Below are 4,708 nucleotides of genomic sequence, written 5' to 3'. Positions count from 1 at the left end.
TCGATAATGTATCTAAGTTTACTTCCAAGCTGGATACTTCTCTATCTTATACGGGACAGATGCGGGCTGCTACTCGGGATTTATGGAAAGCTATCGAAAGTGGTAAGGTTTCGAGAAGTCAATTTACTGCTGAGCAATTGAGAGATATTAAAGCAGGTAAACAGACCATTGGCGGATATACGTGGCATCATAATGCTCAAAGTGCTCCGAATAATATGCAGTTAATACCTAAAAGCGTTCATGATGCTGTTTTGCATACAGGACAAAATTCATTAAAGAAAGGCAATTAAAATGAGAAAATTTTCAGTTTGGAGAGATGAGGGAGAGGTTGACCAACATTTGATTGTTAAATTTGCGAATAGTCTAGGGGTTGTATTTCCCGAAACATATATTTCGCTTATATCTAAATATGATTATTTATATCCAGAGGAAAATATTTTTGATTTTACTGACTATTATGGTGTGAAAGAAGAAAGGGATATTGTTTTCTTTGGTTATAAACAAGGCTTTTTGGATGGTGCAAGTATTCATAGTTACTCAAAAGTTGATGATGACTATAGTTATGGAAAGGATATTGTTGCGTTTGGTGGAAGTGCTAATGGTGATTATGTTTGTTTTGACTATCGAAAAGGCAGAGAAAATCCATCAGTTGTTGTAATGTATCACGATGATTTTTACGAAGATGAAAATGGTGATACCAAGATGGTTGTGAATTATGTTGCGGACAATTTTGATGATTTCTTAGAAATGCTGCATGAACCGCCAGACTAGTCAGTACGCGTTGTAAACCCGTAAGGCCGTCTGAAAAATTCTCCCATCTTTTTTCAGACGGCCTTACGTTTGAAACCAAAAAATTTAGTACGGCGTCCAATCAAGAGTAAATGAGAATGGCTACTAGAGATTTAAGCAAGCCGTAGCCTGTATAAAACGCCCATCCAAGTTGTAGCAAGCCGTAGCCTGCATCAAATGCCCATTCAAGCTGTAGGGTGAGTGCCATCAGGCACGCACGCGTTGCAAGCACTCAAGGCCGTCTGAAAAAATTCCCAATCTTTTTTCAGACGGCCTTAGCATTTGACAAAGACAGGGTGCAGAAAGAGCTGGATATACAGCGGGAGGTAACACAGCAGTTCGGCTAAAACGTACAGTATGCCAATACCGAAATCAACAAACGGTTAGACAGCCTAAAAGAGCAGTTGGAACAAGGCCGGATCAGCCAAAGAGATTACGACCGCCGATTGGCAAACTGGCAGTATGGCAAGTTGGCACTTAATTCCTTGGCAGCAGGCTTGAGCGCCCCGACCGAGAGCGGTTTGGGCATCGTCACCGCCACCGCCAGCCCTGCGGCAGCCTACGCCGTCGGCCAATACTTCAAAGGATTGGCACAAGAAAACCTGCTTGTCGGCAAAACCGAAACCGCCGAATTAACCGCCGCACAAGAAACCGCCCGCGCGGTAGCCCACGGCGTAATCGCCGCCGCCACCGCAGCGGCGGGCGACCATAACGCCCTGACCGCCGCGATAAGCGCGGGCGGGGCGGAAGCGGCGATACCGTATGTGTCGGAATGGCTGTACGGCACCCGCGACGCGGAGAAACTGAGTGGGGAGCAGAAAACCGTTTTAGGCAATATCGCGCAACTGGCAGGCACGGGGGTGGGGCTGGCTTCGGGCAGCGGAGCGGAAGCGGTTTCAGACGGCCAGCGGGCGCGGAATGCGGTGGAGAATAACCAATTTGCAAGAAGGGCAACAACCAACCGTTATAACTGGACGACCAGTCAAATCCGCCAGCATGAAACGGCATTACGCAGAATTCATGAATTGACGGAGCGTATTAAAAAATTAGAACCCGGGTTTGAAGGACGGCAATATCGGAGCCGACCACCGCAGCACCACCCGCCAAAGCGGGCTGTTTGCCGGCGACGGCGGCTTCCAAGTCAACGTAAAAGAACACACCGGCCTAAAAGGCGGTATCATCACCGCCACCGAAGCCGCCGAACAAAACGGCAGAAACCGCTTTCAGACGGCCACCCTCAGCCACAGCGATATAGAAAACCACAGCCGCTACCAAGGCGAGAGCTACGGCATCGGCATGAGCGGCAGCGTCAGCGGCGAGCGTCTCGGCCAAAACCAAAGCATGGGCGGCGTCAACCTCTACGACGCTAGCGCGGCCACAGAAAGCGGCGCCGCCAACGGCAGCCGGGAAGGCTACGGCCAAAGCATAGGCTTCGGTCGCGACGGCGACAGCCGCAGCAGCCTCACCAAGAGCGGCATCGGCACAAGCAGCCTCACCATCGGCAACGACACAACAGGAGAACAGGCCAAAGCCGTTTACACCGCCATCCGCAGCGAAACCGCAGAGCAGAACACAGGCCGTCTGAACGACACGTTCGACAAAGACAGGGTGCAGAAAGAGCTGGATATCCGGCGGGAGGTAACGCAGCAGTTCGGCCAAAACGTACAGTATGCCAATACCGAAATCAACAAACGGTTAGACAGCTTAAAAGAGCAGTTGGAAACAGGCCGGATCAGCCAAAGAGATTACGACCGCCGATTGGCAAACTGGCAGTATGGCAAGTTGGCACTTAATTCCTTGGCAGCAGGCTTATCCGCCCCGAGCGAGAGCGGTTTGGGCATCGCTTCCGCTGCCGCCAGCCCTGCGGCGGCCTATGCCGTCGGCCAGTATTTCAAAGGATTGGCGCAAGAAAACCTGCTTGGCGGCAAAACCGAAGCCGCCGAATTAACCGCCGCCCAAGAAACCGCCCGCGCGGTTGCCCACGGCATAATAGCCGCCGCCACCGCAGCGGCGGGCGACCATAACGCCCTGACCGCCGCGATAAGCGCAGGCGGGGCGGAAGCGGCGATACCGTATGTGTCGGAATGGCTGTACGGCACCCGCGACGCGGAGAAACTGAGTGCGGAGCAGAAAACCGTTTTAGGCAATATCGCGCAACTGGCAGGCACGGGGGTGGGGCTGGCTTCGGGCGGCAGCGGTGTGGAAGCGGTTTCAGACGGCCTGCGGGCGCGGAATGCGGTGGAGAATAATTATTTGACCGAAGGGTTAAAGCAAACACCGCAAAGCATCAGCACTTTCGATAAAGAAATGCAAATATGCAAAGCCAAAGGGAATGATTGTTCCGATATTGTTAAAAAATTTCTAGAGTACAGTAATCGAAACCGAGCGTATTTGCTAAAAGAATGCAAAGGTGGAGGGATAACCTGTCCGAGTTATCAGGAAATCATTGCCGCCAATACCGGAGAATCTTTCTTGGCATCGATAAAAGATCCGGATGTACGCAGAATCGTAGCTACGGTTAATGCGGCGGATTTAATCTTTTTAGATAAAGAAGTCGGTACTTGGAGCAAGGTAGGAAATGCCGTTGTTGACCCTGCGGTAATAGCCACATTAATTGGTACACGTGGCAAGGGTTCTGCCATCAGTTTGAAAGAAGTTGCCAAAGGCAGCACCTTATCTGCCGGTAACTCAATGCTTTACAACTTGGCAGCGCAATGGGCAGAAAAAGGCAGCATAGATTATAGGGATTTAGTTGCCTCGGGTATTGTTGGCGGTATTACCGGTACGGCTACTGCGAATACGACCGTAGTGAATGCTAAGAAATCAGGTAATTCCAATAGGCCGCACAACCCTTACGGGGTACCTGTGCCTGAAGTGGTAAAGGCTTCGAATGGTCTGCTGTATCAATCAAATATCAAACATTCCGGTCGCGGAGTAGGTTCTCGTCCAGGACATGTAGCGAGTATTGAACCGCCTAACTCACTTCAGATGTTTGAGAAGTCTGTTCCTATTGCCAATATAAATAGCAAAATGCGCTATTACTTTGATGGAGAAGTGGTTCATCAATATGCCTTAAGTAATGGAACATATCATTGGGCCGGAGTAAAAGGGAAGCAGCAGGCGAACCAAATACCACGGGAAATTAAGGTTCATTTTGGCATCAATGTAAAAAAATTGAAGGATATAGGCGGCAGTTGATAATTTTTGAATACATATGTTAGGAGTAAAAATGATTTTTGGAGATCCTTATAAATTTGCTATTCAACTTGATTTTGTTGACGATTGGGTATCAAAATGGGGGGCAGATATGAAAAACGAAGGTACCCTTCATTATATTATAGAAGGATATATCCAGCCTTCAGAGTTAAAAAGTCAATCTGTAACCATTTTGAATGCAGTCGATTCATTCAAAGTTAAAAGAGATCAACTCAATCAAGTAAATACTCAGAATTTATATTATCAGAATGCTAAGGATATTTTTGAGACATTAGAAGGAATCCTGACAAAAATATTAAATGGCGATGAAACCAATGAGGAATATGAAATTTATATTTCTACTCATCTTAATATAGAAGAAAATATGTTTGACAATCAAAATAGTTGGCTTGTGTCGACTGAAGAACATGAGAAAATTGTCTTTAGATGTTACAAAAATAACATTCATGAAATTATTCTTGATAAAGGGTATTGTATCGAAGTTATTGACAAAGCTATTGTCTGGGCTGAAAAATATTTTAATAAAGCAAGCCGTAGCCTGTATGAAACCTAAAACTCCTGATTCTGGTGGGCGGTACCTTATCGGGCAACGGCAACGGGTTGCCGAAAAACGAGCCGACCCAAGCGGTGGTGCGGGTGGAGAACGACGGCCATTCGCGCCGGGGCAGCTACGACAAACACGGCTGGGGAAAACGCCACATCG

The 4,708-nt window shown here is 48.0% G+C and carries 6 protein-coding genes; 5 read left to right on the top strand and 1 reads right to left on the bottom strand.

Features of this window, described 5'->3' with window-relative positions; genetic code table 11:
- Together NQ012_RS12685 and NQ012_RS12680 are read left to right on the top strand one after the other, a co-directional pair.
- Positions 1 to 290 (top strand): HNH endonuclease (locus NQ012_RS12685; protein WP_257067937.1); only part of this gene is annotated, 290 nt, incomplete at its 5' end.
- 1 nt (position 291) lies between these two features.
- The gene (locus tag NQ012_RS12680) at positions 292 to 771 is read left to right on the top strand and encodes an SMI1/KNR4 family protein (protein ID WP_257067936.1); all 480 of its coding nucleotides are present in this window, start codon (positions 292 to 294) and stop codon (positions 769 to 771) included.
- Positions 772 to 1,348: 577 nt separating this feature from the next.
- On the opposite strand, the gene NQ012_RS12675 is transcribed toward NQ012_RS12680, so the two are convergent.
- Positions 1,349 to 1,750, bottom strand: a complete 402-nt coding sequence (locus NQ012_RS12675; RefSeq protein WP_257067935.1) for a hypothetical protein — start codon at positions 1,748 to 1,750, stop codon at positions 1,349 to 1,351.
- Between NQ012_RS12675 and NQ012_RS13175 the strand changes: the two genes are divergently transcribed.
- Genes NQ012_RS13175 through NQ012_RS12665 form a run of 3 tightly spaced genes read left to right on the top strand, consistent with a single transcriptional unit; the run spans position 1,635 to position 4,558 of the window.
- Positions 1,635 to 2,159 (top strand): VENN motif pre-toxin domain-containing protein, encoded by a 525-nt coding sequence (locus NQ012_RS13175; protein WP_373566659.1) that lies wholly within the window; start codon positions 1,635 to 1,637, stop codon positions 2,157 to 2,159. The genes NQ012_RS12675 and NQ012_RS13175 overlap by 116 nt on opposite strands.
- The gene (locus tag NQ012_RS12670; RefSeq protein ID WP_373566658.1) at positions 2,086 to 3,987 is read left to right on the top strand and encodes a VENN motif pre-toxin domain-containing protein; all 1,902 of its coding nucleotides are present in this window, start codon (positions 2,086 to 2,088) and stop codon (positions 3,985 to 3,987) included. The genes NQ012_RS13175 and NQ012_RS12670 overlap by 74 nt, the downstream gene beginning before the upstream one ends.
- Before the next feature lie 31 nt (positions 3,988 to 4,018).
- On the top strand, positions 4,019 to 4,558 hold the full coding sequence (locus NQ012_RS12665; protein ID WP_257067933.1) for an immunity 42 family protein: 540 nt from the start codon (positions 4,019 to 4,021) through the stop codon (positions 4,556 to 4,558).
- The last annotated feature ends 150 nt before the right edge of the window (positions 4,559 to 4,708 follow it).

The organism is Neisseria dentiae, from assembly GCF_024580525.1.
GTDB lineage: Bacteria > Pseudomonadota > Gammaproteobacteria > Burkholderiales > Neisseriaceae > Neisseria > Neisseria dentiae_A.
Note: the sequence above shows the minus strand (reverse complement) of the source record. Positions and strands in the feature narration are given on the sequence as shown.